Genomic DNA, 15554 nt, shown 5'->3' on the forward strand with positions numbered 1-15554 from the left:
GGTTCAATAAAGGCGATGTCTGTTGTTACAAATCAAGGCGAGGTTTATGTTTTGAATAAAAAGGCTGGCTATGAATACAATAAAGCAAGGCAGCTTATGTCTGAAACATTTTATTCTTTTGAAGAAGATGAGATTGATAATAATGAATTTGTAAAAAGATTCATAAAGAAATGTAATGAAGGAGGAATAGAGTATGTTAAATCCAAATAGACCAATTAAACCTCTTGATGACAGACCAAAAACACGCAGTGAAATTGCCGATATTATCGGATCTATGATGCACACAGATGAGAACGGCAATCCGGAAAATGAAACTGATGAACAACATACCGCATAATATTAATACCGCTCCGCTACGGCGAGGCGGTATTTTTATACCCAAACATCGGAACTAAGCACCTTACCGGGTGTTTTTTTCATACACAAACTAGCCATAAGGGACTCTATCGACAATGGCATAGATCTTCATTGTCACAAAAAATGTTCCGCTAGGTCAGATGCTATGAATATAACAGAAATTCACGAAAGGTGAGAATGAAATCCACCACCCCACAAATATCAACTATTTAGCAAAATATCAAACCATAGCAAAAATAAGAACAAATTCGTAAAGTATATCTAATAGTATTGTATTTTATACCGTCTTGTAGTATAATGTACATATGACAAAAGTCGTAAACCAACTAAAAACAGGACAAACATATGAAGAAAATACTCATTACTATTTGTGTGGCAGTGGGTGTATATTTTGCATTTAGCAATACAATTGATGAATTTCTGTATCCAGAGAAAAGACCGGGATTGAATACATACGACACATACACCACAACAACACAGCAGACCACTACCACAGTTACTCAGCAAACACCCATAGTCACTGATGAGGACGGATATGAGCCTCGTGATGACCGAAAGCCTGACTATGTTCAGCCTGCAGACCCGACATGGTCAAAAAGGACTTTTAACTGGACGAGCTATGACAAACAATATACCTTTGAAATATCAATGAATATTCAGGACGATATGTATGAATATTATCATAGTCTTTTGAGATACTCATATGTGAAAGATTATCATAACTATGTAAGTGACGACAATAATCATAAGCTCGTAAAACAGCTTGCAGATGAAATAAAAAGCCTTTGCGACCAATGCGGTTATGGCGAATCTGAGACTATAAGAGAAACTGCAAATTTCGTGCAGAGCATAGAGTATGTTGACGACATGACCTCAACGGGATATAATGATTTTCCAAAATATCCTCTGGAAACGCTTTATGACCAGTGCGGTGATTGTGAGGACTCGTCCATACTTTTGGGAGCTTTGCTCAAAGAACTTGGCTATGGCTGCATTTTTATCGAACTTCCTGAACACGTTGCAATAGGAGTAAAGGCAACAGACGATGCCCCCGGCACGTACTATGATTACAATGGAAGCCATTATCTTTACATAGAAACTACCAATTCCGGCTGGGATATCGGAACGCTTCCTGATGATTTCAACGAGGAAAAGGCTAAGATATACGATGTGTGGTAAAATTTCAAAAGCCCACAGATGCGATCAATGTGATCGGGTCTGTGGGCTTTTTATTATATTGTACATCAGAGATTTATCTAATTACAAAATGAATACCTTGTATCTGTTATTTTCTATCCTTAAAGAAATCCGCCCATTCGGGTTTTTCTTTATCAAAAATCTGTTTCTGCTCTTTTGTTAATTTATAAGGATAATCATGGAACATATTAAATTCAGTGGTTTTGTCAAAGCTGAATATCCACACTCTGATAACTGTAGGGTCATCTTTCCACCAAATAGTATCGGTTTCTTTGTTTTTGTACCATATGTTTGGCACTGCACTCGACCTCTTTTCATAAATCACATTCTCTTGCAATTTCAGTACATTCAATCTCAAGCTGAATTATCAAGTCTTAGATTATCAACACTGAAATACGTGGCTTCAAAAATTCAAATGTCATATTTATTTTTGGCAAACTATTTTTTCTATCCTGCAACAATGTCTCTTATTATCATCATAACTGATCCCCACAAGCAAAACCTCGCCCGAATAGTCTTTCAAGCAATCAGGATAATTCTTGTCCTTTATCTGCTGTATCGCTGACTCAGCAGATTTGTTGTATTTCAGTTCGACTATCATCGCAGGGTTGCTGTTATTTCTTCTTGGCTTGAAAACAAGATCAGCATAACCCTTGCCCGCAGGCAGTTCACGCTCCACTGTATATGTCCTCTTTGCAGAGTAATAAGCAATGGAAATAACGCAGGAAAGAGAGTTCTCATCATTGTATTTCAGAATAGATGTATTCTCGCTGTGCGCTTTATTGATAAGGTCAGCAACAGCCTGTTCATCACCATTTATAGTAGCCTGCAAAAGCTTGTCGGAAGCATTGATAGCTTTCATAACTTCTTCCCAACCGCCGTCTTCGATAGAGTTTATAAACTCCTGAGCGACTTCGCTGTTTGGAATCCACACGCACTTTGTGTAAAAATCAAAAGTCAGATAACCAAGGTGGACAAGCAGCGTGAAAATATCGTCCGCACTGCGCAGAGTAGTCATATCATTCTGAAATTTTGTCGGGTTTATCGGTATTTTCTCGCCTGCCACAAGCCGTGTCACTTTGTCTTTAAGCCCGTCAAAATTCATATCAATGTAGACTTTCAGCGCCTCATAGGTTTCTGTGGAAGTCCAATAGCTGTCAAAATCGTGACCTGTCATTGACATTACCACCGAACGAGGATTGTATGTTGCAATGCCTTTTAAATTATAGCCGTCATACCAACGCTTAGTTTCATCAAAAGGCATATTATATTTTTCACAAAGCCCCTTGACTTCGTCCTCAGTAAAGCCTGTATACTCTGCATACTCACGGGGATTTGTCATCGAAACCTCCGTAAACATATTTAATGCAGAATGTTCGCCGTACTTTTTTATGGGCAAAATGCCTGTCATATATGCGAGCGCAACATAGCTTTGGTCTTTCAAAAGATTTCGCAGAAAGTCAAGATATTTTGTCTGAGCGTCAGAATCGTTTTTGTGTATACGGAATATGCAGTCCCATTCGTCGATTATGAAAATAAAAGCAATTCGTTTGTCAGTATATATTTCGCCTAACACAGATTGCAGATTATCCCAGTCAAAACAATCAACGTCTGAAAAGCCCTTTTTCAGCTCGTGAAGCAATCTGCGCCTGAGATAGTCAAGCATTTCGTCCATAGTTTTAGAACGGTCAAGAAAATCGACCATATTTATATGAATAACATTATACTTGTTCAGATGCTTTTCGAAATCAGCAGATTTTGCGATCTTTAGCTCAGATAACATCTTACGAGAATCACAGCCACGGCTGTAATAGGCGGTGAGCATATTTGCTGCCATTGATTTGCCGAAACGACGTGGTCGGCTTACGCAAATAAACTGCTGTTCGGTAAAAAGTTTTGCATTTGTAAGTTCTATAAGTCCACTTTTATCAACATATATCTGTGAATTTATTGCACGCTGAAAATCAATATTATCAGGGTTAACGTAAATGCCCATTTGTCTTGCCTCCTTGAAAATATTTGTTATTCCTATTATACCATTTTTCTGCGGGGAAAGCAAGTCGATTTTTAGAAGCAAAACTTGTTAAAATAGGTTCTCACATCAGTTTTCCCATAGCTCAGTTATAATGTTATAAAACCGCATGTAAAGCTTGTCATCAGAAGCAAGCACCTCAGCTAAAAAAGAGCGAACAGTTTTATTATCAGCATATGCAATAAGCTTTTTTATTGCAACTTCTCTGGCCGCAAGATCATCTTTTGTATATGCAGGTCTGAGCAAAATATCGGTCGCATTTTTGAATGAAAGCCCATTTCCCCTACATTCATCAAATTTATAAAGTGCTGCCACCATATGCTTGCAGTTATATCCGTCGCAAGCGTATGGACAAGTATAATCCATATCTAAAATCTCATTTTCATCATCTTCTGAAAAAACTATCTTGACGATATAATCTTTGCTTCCTGATACAACGGCTTTAAGCTCGTTGTTGGAATATTTAATATCATGGACAGCACCATTTAAGAAATAATCATGACCTCTGTCATGTACCCCTGTTGAAAAAAGGCATTTCAACGCAATGTTCATTTTGTCACATCTCCCTGTTCCTGATAAGCTTGATCTGCACCAGTTATAAATTTTAAACTACCTTTTATATTATCGCTGAATTCATCAAGATCGTCAAATGTTATGACACTATCATTTATGAGTTTAAGAAGTATCATCATTACATCTGATTTACGGTATGGCACAATCACCCCTGGACTACGCTTATCTTTATTTATACGCTTTTCAAGCTCCCAAAACTTTTCAGAGGCAAGCTTTTCTTCGTTCAGCAGTGAAATATATTCTTTGATAAGTCTTTCCATATATGTCTCTTGCCATTTGGGAAGTAATTTTTTTAAATAAGTCCCAACCTTTCTTTGAAATATCCATTTTATTCTCTCTTCTTGTCGGTTTTTTATTATATCATTTTTCCTGTAGCAAAAACAAGGTGCAAAAAAAGTTTATTGTATGAGAAATACACTATCAAATATCTCGCAAAAAAAATATATGAAAAAAAGAATATATCATAATTGTGCCGAATTGGTTCGGCAAACTGTACTAAGTGGGTGCTATAATATATATAGAAGCTTGAAAAGGGAATAAAATCAAAAAAACACATCACAGACCATTTTGGAACAGTAAACAGAACCTTAAAGGTGCTATAATAAGCACATAAGGTCAAGACAGAGTTGATACGGAGGTAAGGCTATGAAAAAGAACACAAAGATTTTTAACACAGAGGTCATTGAGAGATCGGCATTGTCAGATAACATTCCACCATTTGACGAGCAAAGAAAGGGTACTCAGGTCATCATGATCGAGGAGGGCAAAAAGACGGTGATATATGATGATTATTCTATGTACTGTGACGCTGACGCAAGAAAGTGGAGAGTAGAGGCATACAACAGAAAAGACGGCAGAAAGCTTGACAGATTGTGTATGTGCGGAGGCGTTTATCCTACAAGAAAAAGGGCTATAGCTGAGATAGACAGATTTGCATACAGAGGTAAAAATCTGGTGTTCTTTGTCCTGCCAATAGATTTTACATATGACAAAAAGGCTATGATATGGCAGGGCGAGGAGCAGTATTCATGCGATGATAAGCTAGTCCTTGCAACTAAAAAAGAGCTTGTGGAAGAAAGCAAAAAGCGCATGAAATTCATGACAGACAGAATGGGGAGTGGAAGAATAAACAGAAAGAAGCTCACAAAAGCGGAAGCAGAGACTCTGGCGGCGTTTGATGAGTTTCAGAAGTATCGTGAGGATAAGTGTTATCCATATGCTATCATAGGTGGCAATGCAGTGCTTTATGTTAGTCCGTACAAAAACGATTGGAAAGCCGAGCGTGAGTGCCTGGATATGAAAGGCGACGGCATAGAAGGCTGTGTTTCAGCCTTTGTGTATAACAGTATCACCCCTGAAACAAGCGAGAAAGGAGATATCTTTTTCAAGATAATTTCAAATACTATAATTCGTGTGGCATAGCTGATTGACAGTGATATATTCCCTGTGATACAATATAATTATAGAGATAATTGTTATAGGAGGGCGAACTATGGCAGAAAAGGAAAATATAAAAGATAAGCTTGAAAATCTGAAAGAGGGGCATAGAAAGAGCAATAAGGATATCATAGAGTCGCTGTTTGCGATTCTGGGGTATCTGAAAAATAATACAGATGTGGACAATCCCACAAGTCAGACGCAAATGCGCAAGGTGGAGGAAATAAGCGAATATCTCGGCACAAAAAGCACATTTCACAACAAAATGGTAAACATGGCGATAGCCCTTGATTCCGCTGACGGCGTGACTTTGAATGAAAGACGTGACTGTAGATTGATGTTCGACTCAATAGACGCTCTTATCAAGGAATATGAAAGCGACGAGTATTTTGATGACGATGATGACGAACTGACCCTTGCAGAGAAAATAAACTCTGTGAGAGGTATATACTACAATCACCCATTTTCCAAAAGCGAGGTCACTGATCTTATAAATGCCGTGAAAATGTCAAAGGCGATAGACGAGGATAAAAAGCCTGACCTAGTTGAGCGTATAAAAACCGAGCTTGCTTCAAGCCATTATAAGGAGTATACCTGTCCCATATACAACACCGAAAATACAGATTCTCAGGGGCTAAGAGAGAATTTAAATACTATCCAGCAGGCGATCAGCAACAGGCAGCAAATAGCCTTTAAGTTCAATTTTTATACCACAGAATATGACCTGAAAGCAAGCCAATATATACTCAAACCTGTTTTGACAAAACGCAAGGACACTTTTGTAAGCCCGCATTTTATCGTTGCCGATAAGGGCAGATTTTATATGCTCGGCTGTTTTGAAAGCGACAAGCCGAGATATACAGAGGACAAAAAGAAGCTTTGCATATATCGTATCGACCTTATGTCGAATATCAAAATAAGAAAGATAGGCAAAAGCTTCGCGGCGGCAACAGGTGCTAACAACGTAAATAATGCCGTTCAGGGGAGCAGTTACGAGCGTTTTAAGAACAATCACCTTGGCATGAGCTATGACAGCCCTTCAACTGTTACCTTGAAAGTGAGAAATCCATATAAAACAGGAACGAACAATCTTACTTTTATCCATGACAGCTTTGGCGAGGATTATAAGATAACAACAGAGGCGTATAAAAAGGAACACAAGCTCCCTAAAAATCAGACGGATTTTGAGATAGTTGAAGTAAGGACAAGCCCATATGGCATAGTAAATTGGGCTTTGCAATATTCAGACAAAGTGGAGGTGATAGAACCTAAGAGCGTAGTCAAAAGCATAAAAGAACGAGTTGAAGAACTCTGTAAAAAGTATAATGTGAGTGTTTAGGAGGAATTTGTATGAAAACTAATGAGGAAATAACATCTTATGAGCCAAAAAATTTTAAGGAAAACTATAAGGCTTATCTGGTAGATTTGCTGACAAAAGACTATGAGTTTTGTAAAAGTAGGGAAGCGGCTGAGAAAAAGTGTAATAAGATAGTGTTAGATCTTAGAAAAAAAGGTGAAATAATAAAGGATAAAAGTGAGAGTTCAAACAAACTGTATATTGACCCTGACAAAAAGGAAAATGAAGAATTTTATAGAGAACTGTCAAATTTTCTTAATGCGTCAAGAATAAGTCGGAAAAATAATAAAATTTTGTCATTTGAAGCAAATGAAGCTCCCTACGGCATGATAACTGTGTATTATAAAGACAAATATGGTAACAAACAACACTTTACGGTACACTCAGACCAGTTTGGTTTCAGTGCAGTTCCATGTATATATTTTAGGAAGAATTATCCATTGAGCCGATATCTTGAAATGCAGAAAAATAAATCAGACAAAGACCCAGACGCAGTAGCTGAATTTCTTGCAAATTATGTTTATACCACAAGAACGCTTGGTGGTTCTTTTCTTTGGCCTGAAACTTTGTGGAAAGACTATAATAAGAGTAGAGGTAATGGAAACTATATTGAGGATAGAGTTGACTTAACTTTGTTAGAAATAAAGCATTACTTTGAGTATAGAGATTTGGACGATAAAAAGAAATTTAAATATAGCGGAGATATTCTTTTCCGCTATTATGATAATTTAGACGCTCAAACATGGTTTGGCTTCTTTGACAGCTTCGAGGACTATGTAGACTTCTTTATGTTCAACGATTTTGTAGACAAAGATAAGCAAACAAAGGAGTATACACCGATAAATATTCTTACGGGAGAAGCTTTTGAAACAGATTATCCAGGATATAAGAAGGACACTCTCAAAGAAATCGAAGACGAAAAACAGCTAAAAGAAATGCTCGAACGAGTTAGGGATATGGTTGAAAAGAGAACAAAGAAAATGGAAGACCTGATAAACGAATACAAGCAAACTAATGATACAAAAGGAGAAAAGCATGAAAATATACTGCATGAGTGATATCCACGGCTGTTATTCAGCACTTTGCGACGCTTTGGAGTTTGTCTTTGACCACCTTGACGAGCCTGACACAAAGCTTATCTTTCTGGGAGATTATATCCACGGCGGCGAGGACAATATAGCTGTGCTTAAAAAGATAATGGGCTTGCAGAATATATATGGTCATAGGAAGGTGGTGGCGCTTCTTGGCAATCACGAGGAAATGGTGATGAGCGGTTTTTCTTCGGTCAATGAAATGCTAGGCAGCGGCGAATATGATGACGCTGATGACTCGTATAGATATTGGTTTGAACGTCTGCCGAGATACCATGTTGAGGGCAACACTATCTTTGTCCACGCAGGCATTGACGAGGATTCTGGCAATGCTTGGGAATACTGCACCGAGGATTATATTTTTACAGAGCAGTATCCTCACCGGCTTGGCAAGATACACGGACTTGACAAAAAGGTGGTGGCAGGGCATGTCCACACCAGCAGTATAGCAGGCGACCGCAGATTTAACGATATCTACTATGACGGAGCGAGTCACTACTACATTGACGGAGATGTGCTCAGCACAGGAGATATAAATGTTCTTATGGTAGACACTGACACTGATAAGTATTATAAGGTAACAGAGAATTACAATATTCCTATTGAGCCTTATGACAGTGAAGCTTGGTAGACTATTGTATGCCGTCTTAAAACCCAATATAACACTAACGTCCCCAAGTTTTCCTCGGGGACGTTTTTTACTTTGTCAACTGCCATGAAAAGAGTTAATTAAAATTCAGAACTTTTGTTCGATTTTCTATTGTAAAACAGAAAGTTTCGTGGTATACTATTATACATAAAGGAAAAAGGCGGTGATGCTATGGAAAAGACTTATGTTGCAATAGACCTGAAATCTTTTTATGCTTCGGTGGAGTGCGTGGAAAGGCAGCTTGACCCATTGAATACAAACCTTGTGGTGGCTGATGAGAGCCGAACGGAGAAAACTATATGTCTTGCAGTGTCACCGTCACTGAAAAGCTTTGGTATTTCAGGCAGGGCAAGGCTTTTTGAGGTCATTCAGCGTGTGGAGCAGGTCAATAAGGAGCGTTTGCAGAAAGCTCCTAAAAGACAGTTTGCAAAGAAAAGCTATATCTATTCGGAGCTATCTGACCCTGCCTGCGAGCTTGATTATATCGTGGCAACTCCGCAAATGGCGAAATATTTGGCTGTGAGTGCAAAAATATACGGGATTTATCTGAAATATGTGTCACCAGAGGATATTTTCGCCTATTCTATCGACGAGGTCTTTATTGACGCAACGGGCTATCTCGGGCTTTATAACGTTGACGGACGTGGCTTTGCACAAATGCTCATTTTGGACGTGCTGAAAACTACAGGTATAACCGCCACAGCAGGCGTTGGAACGAATATGTATCTGTGCAAGGTGGCAATGGATATTGTGGCAAAGCATATCCCTGCGGATAAAAACGGCGTCCGTATCGCAGAGCTGAACGAACAGCTTTACAAAGAAACGCTGTGGGGGCATACCCCTATCACGGACTTTTGGCGTGTGGGCGCAGGCACAGCAAGCCGTCTTGAAAAGCTTGGTATTTACACCATGGGAGATATCTCACGCTGGTCGCTGGACCATTATCTTATAGGGAAGCTTTACAAGGTTTTCGGCAAAAATACCGAGCTTCTTATCGACCACGCATGGGGTATCGAGCCTACCGCCATACCTGACGTGAAGTCATACCGCCCCTCAAACAACAGCATTTCCTCTGGGCAGGTCTTGCAAGAGCCGTGTAATTATGAGCGCACAAGGCTTATTCTGTGGGAAATGGCTGATATGCTGTCCCTTGACCTTGTGGATAAGGGCGTTGTAACAAATCAAATCGTTCTCACTGTGGGGTATGATAAAGAAAGCTTGGCGGACGGTCACTATACGGGCGAGGTGGTTTGCGACCACTATGGCAGGAAGATACCAAAGCACGCCCATGGCACTCAAAATCTAGGCAGGCACACTTCCTCGACCAGAAAAATAATAGACGCAACCATGGCTCTTTTTGACAGAATTATCGACAAGACTTTGCTTGCAAGACGGCTTAATCTGACCGCCTGTAATGTCATAAGAGAAGAGGATATCCCCGAAATTGAGAGCTATGAGCAGATAAGCTTGTTTGATATGGCGGAAGCGGCAAATGCTGATAACAACGCAGAAGAAAAAGAAAGGGCATTGCAGGAAGCAATGCTCTTGATAAAGCACAAATATGGGAAAAATGCCATTTTAAAAGGCACGAACTATACCGAGGGCGCTACGGCAAGGGTGCGTAACCGCAGTATAGGCGGTCACAAGGCATGAAAGGTGGGTCTTACAATGTATGACAATTATTATGATATAAAGCAGTTTTCACGTCCGCACTATGACGATCATCCGCAAATGTCTATATCGGACAGGGCGGCGCAGTTCAGCCCTTTTGCAGCTTTGACAGGCTATGACGCCGCTGTTGATGAAACCGCAAGATACACCGAAATCAGGGAGGAGCTGACCGAGGACGAGGTAAACAAGCTCAATGACGATCTCAACCGCCTGCTTGATATGCTTGACGAACGCCCTGAGATAAGGGTGACATATTTTGTTCCCGATAAGAGAAAAAGTGGTGGCAGTTATCAGACCAAGACAGGCATAGTGAGAATTTATGACAGCTATACTAATGAGTTTGTTTTTATGGACAAGACTAGGATAGCTGTGGAGGATATGTGTTTGGTGGAGTTTGTGGAGGAGAGAGGGAAAATACAGTAGAATAAACCTTATTTGCCGTAATGTTTTTGCATTTTTTTTGTGTGAAAATGCGGAATAAGAAACGGATAGCCGTCTGATGAGGACGGTCTATCCGTGTTTGAGTGAGGTTACAGCCTTAAATTATCATGAATAATATCCATCAGTTCAAGTTCTGCATCTTCTACTCTTAAGGCAACTTCTTCATTCCAAAAGCGACTACCGCCAGCAAGAAACTGAATAAGGTCAAGCAATACAGAGAAATCCTCAACATTTACTTTCCCTGTATTTTTCCATTCAGGTATTATTCCCAACAAAGCGTTTTTGATTTTATCATATTCGCCTTCGTCGAATTCATTATCCGTACGAAGTTTTATCATAAAGCCATTATCATCTAAAATATAGTCATACAGCTTACTCATAATAGCACCACCTCAAAAGTTGATTGCTGATAGAATTATTATACCAAACAGCTCCGAAAAAGTCAATCTCTGCACACTTTTTCACGCCTTTTTTTCATTGCAATATACCGCCAGTTGTGCTATAATCAGGATATAGAGCAGAGCGGAGGTGAATCGCAATGGATAACAAAAACGAAGAATTAGTAAACTGTGTATTATACAAGAAAATCAAACGGGTGGAGAGCGCAGAAATATCTATCAGCAAGACCATGATAAAATCGGCTCAACAGGATAATGACGGCAATTGATGATCATATTAAATGAATAGGAGGGTTTTACTTGACCGTTGATACAAAAGAGGTAGTTACTATTATAGCCTATATGATAGGCGTCCGAATGTCAGCTCTGACCGTGAGTTACGGTGAATGTTCCGAGCTTATCGAGAAGCTCCAAGCCGACAAAGACGCTACTACCATACGATATTTATGTAAGCTGCGAACCGTACTGATGCAGAAATTCAAAAAGACCGATGATCTGATGCGGTTTCAGCTCAAAAATTTGCATAACATAGAATGGTACGATACGGATAATATCAAACAGCTTGAAAAATGGGGATTTACCATTATCCAAGCGAATTGCCGTTCAGAGAAGTATATGCAGGAATTTACAAGGCTCATCAATGAAAATATCGACAAATGCTCTCAACTATTCTACGATTGGCTGAATTGGGAGTATATCCGAGATCTTTTCTTTGTTCCGAAATACAACAAGAACGGTGTCATGAAGCAGGAGTTCACCAAGTACATGGCGAACATCGAGCATTACCCATTTCAGATGTATATTCACTGGCAACCTGCCGAAGTCGGGAGCATCATCTATTCCGACCGTAAGTTTTTGAAGATAATCTACGGTCAGCATAATGACAGCTTCACCGATTATACGAAATATCGGGACGCAGATGATGAAACACGAAACAATATCTATAATTTTATCGACAGCACCGAGAAAACAGCTATAGCTGTCGATTGTGAGAACTCTGATCCATACAAGCTTTATAGTGTTCTGAAAGGCTTGAATCAGGAGGAGCTTGCTAAGATCGAGAAGATCACGCTATATGACGATCCGAACACTACCGCAGGCTGGGATTGGCTCTCTAAATTCACGCAGATACCCGTTGAACATATAGAGATCGACCGAGTGACAGACAGAAAGTCACTGGTCGATGTGCGAATGACCGCAAGCGTAGTCACGGACTTCTACCGTGACGGGATAACATCTTTTATTATTGTGTCAAGTGATTCGGACTTTTGGGGACTTATCGAGAGCCTGCCGAAAGCAAAGTTTCTCGTTATGTACGAATACGAGAAGTGTGGAACGGCGATCAAGAACGCCCTCGCACAGCACGGCATTTATTATTGTGCCATTGATGATTTCTGCACCGCAGGCACGGAGGAGTTGAAACGTGCTGTACTCTTTGCAGAGCTTGAAAAGCATTTGCCCTCACTCATTGGAGAGAACCCTCTGGAGCTTACTCACAAGATATACGAAGCCACAAAAGTGACCGCTACCATGAAAGAAATGGAGAACTTTTGCAATAGATATGTCAAGACATTGCGTCTGAAGGTGAACTCCGAAGGGAAATTCGTGATAGAGATCCAAACAATCTAAGAAAAACTCGCATGGCTTTCTATCAATATCATTAAGCTAATAAAATCAAGAAATAAAATTGCGTGAAAATATCTAAGCCCCACGGTGTATTTAAGGTCATCAGAAGAAAAAAAGATCTTCAGATAAATTTGTAGCAAATACTTCATAGCCGTCATCTGATATTTTAAAGCGAACAATCCGTACAGGCAACACATAAATAACAGTAAGCTCTGATTTTTTTTGAAGGAAGAAAATAAAAGGTACAGTTAAAACTTTTTTGCATAAAAAAGACTTCATACCGCTGTGAAACAGTATGAAGTCTGAAAAAAATCTTAGATCACCAACAGTAGCATACAGAGTAGATCGTTACTGTGCCGTTTGCTGCACCTGCGTGGATCTGATCCAGCTTTCTGCCGAAATCGGAAGTGCCGAATGCTGACTTGCAGTTGTTGTAAGAATACTTTGCGTAGTAGTGTCCGTTTGCTGTGCCTGTTTCGCTTGGTGAAACCTTTGCCCACTCTGCTCCGCCTGACCAGCTCTGAAGAACAAATTCTACCTGATTCTGTGTTCCTGAGTATTCAACGTAGAAGTAGCCGTTTGACTGAATGTCATATGCGTTGAAGCTTCCGCCATTCTTTGAAGTCATTGCTGAAACAGCTTGACCCCATGCTGAAGCAGTTGAAGAACCCCAGAAGATCGATTTGTAATTGCTGCCTGAGCTGCTTGAAGAAGATGAAGATGAGGAAGAACCTGATGTTGATTCAAGATACCAAAGCTGGCACTTTCCGCCCCAGTAGCTCCACTGGTTAATGTTTGCTCCGTCAGCTGTGTTCTGTTCGTAAACGTCAAGGCATGAGTAGCAGTCTGAGATCTTTGTCTTGATAGCATAAGCGTCGCCGATCTTTACAAGCTGGAATTTCTGACAGTCACCGCCGTGATACTGCCACTGGTTGATGTTAGCACCATTGTCCCTGCTCCAATTGTATACGTCAAGACAGCTTTTGTAATTTGATGCACCTGTGTAAATAGTGTAATAGCCGTTTTCGTCGCTTACAAGCTTGAATTTCTGATTGTTTCCGCCTGTACCTCTGTACTGCTGAACGTTTGTACCGTTGTCAGCCTTTGCCTTGTATACGTCAAGATACTTGCCGCTGAGTGCGCTCTTAATGTAATATGTTCCGTCAAGTCCGAGAACTCCGCCGTTGGAATCTGTTGAAGTTCCTGAAGAAGAACCGCCGGAAGAGCTTCCTGAACCGCTGTAAACTGAGCAGGTCTTAGAAGTTGCCTTAATTCCGTTTGAGCCATTGATAAGTGTATTTCCCCATGAAGAAAGGCTTGAGCCGTCCCATGAGTTTGCAATGTCGAGGTAGCTCATGTCAGAGTTGTTGCCCTTCCATGACCAGCCAAGATAGCCTACGCCCTTGCTTGTGCAGTAGCTCATGATAGTAGCCTCATCAACGTCGCCGTTTGTGTGCTGACCGCCGAACTCGCCGATAACAACAGGCACACCGATGTTGAGTGCGTTATCAATGTTGTTTCTTACAGTTGACGCGTTTCCGCCTGCGTATTCATACATATGAATGGAGAATACGGTGTTCTTCTGTGAGTCTGCGTTGAAAACAGACTTACCGTAATCCTTGATGCTGTCAGGATACTGTCCCCAGCCTGCGCAGTCTACCATAAGCATATTTGTAATGCCTGCGTTTCTTACAGATTGGATAGCAGACTTGTAGCCGTCAGCCCATGCGCTTCCGTTCCATGTGCCGTACCATTCATTTGCGATGTTTACGATAACATATTTCTCAGTACCGCTGAGAACGCTCTTCATTTCCTTCCAGTAGTCAACGCACTTGTTAAGATCATAAGTGCTGTCGCTGCCTGTTGCGTCATGTACTTCAAGAATGCATATCAGCTTGTTTGACTTGCACCAGCTGATGATGTTCTTTACTTCCTGTGCGCTTGTTTTTGTGTACTTTGAGCCGTTTGCAAGTACGACTCTTACGGTATTTGCGCCGTTGTTTGCAGCGCCCTTGATAGAAGTTTCAGTCTTCTCTGTGTACCATGCATGAGCAATGTTCACGCCACGCATAACGAACTTGTTTCCGCTAGCGTCATAGATACTAGTACCGCTTACATAAAATCCTGATGCCGCCTCTGCGGTCGGTGTTGTCATAAAACCGAAGCAGGTTATTACGGCAAACATTACAGCAACAAAAGTCTGTAATGCCTTTACAGAAAAAGTTTTGTTCTGTACCATAAAAAGCTCCTCTTATACAATTATTTTTTTAATACCGGTATTCTAAGGCAGCACTGCATTATCCTTGTGCGTTGCTGCCTTAACTCTGTCAACGTAAAACATTATATTATTAAAAGTAAAATAAGTCAACTTAAATATTTGAGTAAAACGTTTACACAAATAATTTTCGTATTTTAGCACAATTTTTCGTAGATTAATTGAACAATATGACTAAATTTTATCGCATATGCAGTATAATATGTTGTATGTACACAAAACTCTGCTTTTAAAATTCAGAAAATTAAGAAACTTTTTGAAACAAAAATCGGTATATACGCTGCGTTGAGCATATATACCGATATAAAATTTCCTTTATATTGATTCTATCAAGCCGTCGGAATATATCTTTTTTTGTTCTCGTACAAATTCAGAGATCATAATCAGACCTCCTTATTCTTGTGTGGTATCACCGTATTTTACATCCTCCACTTCACGATCTAACTGAAT

Annotated in this window: 17 protein-coding genes; 11 read left to right on the forward strand and 6 right to left on the reverse strand. The window is 40.0% G+C overall.

The annotated features are described in order from the left end of the window. Positions 1-51 precede the first annotated feature (51 nt). The 3 genes from RBI_RS14895 (at position 52) to RBI_RS13960 (ending at position 1536) form a co-directional block, all read left to right on the forward strand. Positions 52-210 (forward strand): hypothetical protein, encoded by a 159-nt coding sequence (locus tag RBI_RS14895; RefSeq protein ID WP_158455059.1) that lies wholly within the window; start codon positions 52-54, stop codon positions 208-210. Beyond that, positions 194-337: a hypothetical protein gene (locus RBI_RS14900; protein ID WP_158455062.1), complete on the forward strand. Its 144-nt coding sequence runs from the start codon at positions 194-196 to the stop codon at positions 335-337. The genes RBI_RS14895 and RBI_RS14900 overlap by 17 nt, the downstream gene beginning before the upstream one ends. Before the next feature lie 365 nt (positions 338-702). Next, positions 703-1536 carry a hypothetical protein gene (locus RBI_RS13960; protein WP_051706384.1) on the forward strand — a complete coding sequence of 278 codons (834 nt, stop codon included), beginning with the start codon at positions 703-705 and terminating at the stop codon, positions 1534-1536. Positions 1537-1642: 106 nt separating this feature from the next. Here RBI_RS13960 and RBI_RS03110 read toward each other — a convergent pair whose 3' ends face one another. The 4 genes from RBI_RS03110 to RBI_RS03125 form a co-directional block, all read right to left on the reverse strand. Next, positions 1643-1852 carry a DUF7675 family protein gene (locus RBI_RS03110; protein ID WP_038670980.1) on the reverse strand — a complete coding sequence of 70 codons (210 nt, stop codon included), beginning with the start codon at positions 1850-1852 and terminating at the stop codon, positions 1643-1645. Positions 1853-1978: 126 nt separating this feature from the next. Further along, on the reverse strand, positions 1979-3550 hold the full coding sequence (locus RBI_RS03115) for an AAA family ATPase (protein ID WP_038670982.1): 1572 nt from the start codon (positions 3548-3550) through the stop codon (positions 1979-1981). A 105-nt stretch (positions 3551-3655) separates the two neighbouring features. Next, positions 3656-4138, reverse strand: coding sequence for an SWIM zinc finger family protein (locus RBI_RS03120; protein ID WP_038670984.1), 483 nt, complete (start codon positions 4136-4138; stop codon positions 3656-3658). After that, a complete protein-coding gene (locus tag RBI_RS03125) occupies positions 4135-4419 on the reverse strand; it encodes a hypothetical protein (RefSeq protein WP_242843669.1) in 285 nt (94 codons plus the stop codon). Before RBI_RS03125 ends, RBI_RS03120 begins: the two co-directional genes overlap by 4 nt. Positions 4420-4804: 385 nt before the next feature. On the opposite strand from RBI_RS03125, the gene RBI_RS03130 reads away from it, so the two are divergent. The 6 genes from RBI_RS03130 to RBI_RS03155 all read left to right on the forward strand — a co-directional run bounded on the left by RBI_RS03130 (position 4805) and on the right by RBI_RS03155 (position 10787). Then, entirely contained in the window at positions 4805-5581 is a 777-nt protein-coding gene (locus tag RBI_RS03130; protein ID WP_038670986.1) for a hypothetical protein, read from the forward strand. Positions 5582-5651: 70 nt separating this feature from the next. After that, complete coding sequence (locus RBI_RS03135) at positions 5652-6935, forward strand: WYL domain-containing protein (protein ID WP_038670988.1); 1284 nt, start codon at positions 5652-5654, stop codon at positions 6933-6935. 11 nt (positions 6936-6946) lie between these two features. Continuing rightward, positions 6947-8011 (forward strand): DUF6994 family protein, encoded by a 1065-nt coding sequence (locus RBI_RS03140; protein WP_038670990.1) that lies wholly within the window; start codon positions 6947-6949, stop codon positions 8009-8011. Further along, on the forward strand, positions 7989-8675 hold the full coding sequence (locus RBI_RS03145) for a metallophosphoesterase (RefSeq protein WP_038670993.1): 687 nt from the start codon (positions 7989-7991) through the stop codon (positions 8673-8675). The genes RBI_RS03140 and RBI_RS03145 overlap by 23 nt, the downstream gene beginning before the upstream one ends. Before the next feature lie 189 nt (positions 8676-8864). Next, entirely contained in the window at positions 8865-10346 is a 1482-nt protein-coding gene (locus tag RBI_RS03150) for a DinB/UmuC family translesion DNA polymerase (RefSeq protein ID WP_038670995.1), read from the forward strand. A gap of 15 nt (positions 10347-10361) precedes the next feature. Then, positions 10362-10787 carry a hypothetical protein gene (locus RBI_RS03155; RefSeq protein WP_038670997.1) on the forward strand — a complete coding sequence of 142 codons (426 nt, stop codon included), beginning with the start codon at positions 10362-10364 and terminating at the stop codon, positions 10785-10787. 107 nt (positions 10788-10894) lie between these two features. Here the strand turns inward: RBI_RS03155 and RBI_RS03160 are convergent, their stop codons facing one another. Next, positions 10895-11185, reverse strand: coding sequence for a hypothetical protein (locus tag RBI_RS03160; RefSeq protein WP_038670998.1), 291 nt, complete (start codon positions 11183-11185; stop codon positions 10895-10897). A 158-nt stretch (positions 11186-11343) separates the two neighbouring features. Here RBI_RS03160 and RBI_RS15375 point away from each other — a divergent pair, with 158 nt between their 5' ends. Continuing rightward, positions 11344-11472 carry a hypothetical protein gene (locus RBI_RS15375; protein ID WP_022287748.1) on the forward strand — a complete coding sequence of 43 codons (129 nt, stop codon included), beginning with the start codon at positions 11344-11346 and terminating at the stop codon, positions 11470-11472. 31 nt (positions 11473-11503) lie between these two features. Further along, positions 11504-12832 (forward strand): NYN domain-containing protein, encoded by a 1329-nt coding sequence (locus tag RBI_RS03165; protein ID WP_038671000.1) that lies wholly within the window; start codon positions 11504-11506, stop codon positions 12830-12832. Between the two features lie 316 nt (positions 12833-13148). Here the strand turns inward: RBI_RS03165 and RBI_RS14465 are convergent, their stop codons facing one another. Next, the gene (locus tag RBI_RS14465; RefSeq protein ID WP_081855928.1) at positions 13149-15068 is read right to left on the reverse strand and encodes a cellulase family glycosylhydrolase; all 1920 of its coding nucleotides are present in this window, start codon (positions 15066-15068) and stop codon (positions 13149-13151) included. Positions 15069-15554: the final 486 nt, after the last annotated feature.

Source organism: Ruminococcus bicirculans (ex Wegman et al. 2014) (assembly GCF_000723465.1).
Taxonomy (GTDB): domain Bacteria; phylum Bacillota; class Clostridia; order Oscillospirales; family Ruminococcaceae; genus Hominimerdicola; species Hominimerdicola aceti.

Bases quoted from the DNA above. Each gene is read 5' to 3' on its own strand.
- RBI_RS14900 (WP_158455062.1), top strand. From the start codon at position 194: ATGTTAAATCCAAATAGACCAATTAAACCTCTTGATGACAGACCAAAA.
- RBI_RS13960 (WP_051706384.1), top strand. From the start codon at position 703: ATGAAGAAAATACTCATTACTATTTGTGTGGCAGTGGGTGTATATTTT.
- RBI_RS03115 (WP_038670982.1), bottom strand. From the start codon at position 3,550: ATGGGCATTTACGTTAACCCTGATAATATTGATTTTCAGCGTGCAATA.
- RBI_RS03120 (WP_038670984.1), bottom strand. From the start codon at position 4,138: ATGAACATTGCGTTGAAATGCCTTTTTTCAACAGGGGTACATGACAGA.
- RBI_RS03125 (WP_242843669.1), bottom strand. From the start codon at position 4,419: ATGGAAAGACTTATCAAAGAATATATTTCACTGCTGAACGAAGAAAAG.
- RBI_RS03130 (WP_038670986.1), top strand. From the start codon at position 4,805: ATGAAAAAGAACACAAAGATTTTTAACACAGAGGTCATTGAGAGATCG.
- RBI_RS03135 (WP_038670988.1), top strand. From the start codon at position 5,652: ATGGCAGAAAAGGAAAATATAAAAGATAAGCTTGAAAATCTGAAAGAG.
- RBI_RS03140 (WP_038670990.1), top strand. From the start codon at position 6,947: ATGAAAACTAATGAGGAAATAACATCTTATGAGCCAAAAAATTTTAAG.
- RBI_RS03145 (WP_038670993.1), top strand. From the start codon at position 7,989: ATGAAAATATACTGCATGAGTGATATCCACGGCTGTTATTCAGCACTT.
- RBI_RS03150 (WP_038670995.1), top strand. From the start codon at position 8,865: ATGGAAAAGACTTATGTTGCAATAGACCTGAAATCTTTTTATGCTTCG.
- RBI_RS03155 (WP_038670997.1), top strand. From the start codon at position 10,362: ATGTATGACAATTATTATGATATAAAGCAGTTTTCACGTCCGCACTAT.
- RBI_RS03160 (WP_038670998.1), bottom strand. From the start codon at position 11,185: ATGAGTAAGCTGTATGACTATATTTTAGATGATAATGGCTTTATGATA.
- RBI_RS15375 (WP_022287748.1), top strand. From the start codon at position 11,344: ATGGATAACAAAAACGAAGAATTAGTAAACTGTGTATTATACAAGAAA.
- RBI_RS14465 (WP_081855928.1), bottom strand. From the start codon at position 15,068: ATGGTACAGAACAAAACTTTTTCTGTAAAGGCATTACAGACTTTTGTT.